Below are 617 nucleotides of genomic sequence, written 5' to 3' on the forward strand. Positions count from 1 at the left end.
ATGCAAGAGCGGTGCTTCGGCAGATCGATGGCGATCACCTCTTTTGCTTGACCGGACTTAAACAGGCTCGCCGCGAGGTTTTCTACCCCTTGTGGCGTGGTGCGCTCAGACATGCCAATCAATACCGCGCCTTTACCGATCACCAGTACGTCTCCGCCTTCAACGTTTGCGTTGTCGTAATGCAGATCATCATCACCAAAATATTTAATGAAGTCTTGGCCTGCAAAGATCGGGTGCCAGCGATAGATAGCGCGTAAATGGTTTGTTTCACGTTGGCGCGCAGGCATCATCATTGGGTTGAGTGATACACCGCCATATACCCAGCATGAGGTGTCGCGGGTGAATAGATGGTTTGGTAGTGGTTCGATCACGAAATCCAGTGGGCGCTTCATCTTCGGTAGCATCGAAGAAGATTGAATAGGTAACTCAGAATAGGCTAAGCCGCCAAGCAAAATAGTCGCGAGGTGTTCGTCGTCCATTTCCAAAAGATATTGGCGTAAATCGCGAGCGAAGGTTGGCCCGTAGCGGAAGTCAGAAATCTGCGTATTCAACAGCCACTGCTTTGCCTCTGGAACGGCTAGGGTTTCCACCAGTAAATCGTGGAGCAGAAGTACTTC

1 protein-coding gene is annotated in these 617 nt (G+C 50.6%); it reads right to left on the reverse strand.

Going from position 1 to position 617, the window contains the following annotated elements; all coding sequences use genetic code 11:
• Positions 1-617, reverse strand: a 617-nt coding sequence (locus R7P74_RS27475) for an arginine deiminase family protein (protein ID WP_318123844.1), incomplete at both ends; no start/stop codon positions are given.

Source organism: Vibrio sp. 2033 (assembly GCF_033339735.1).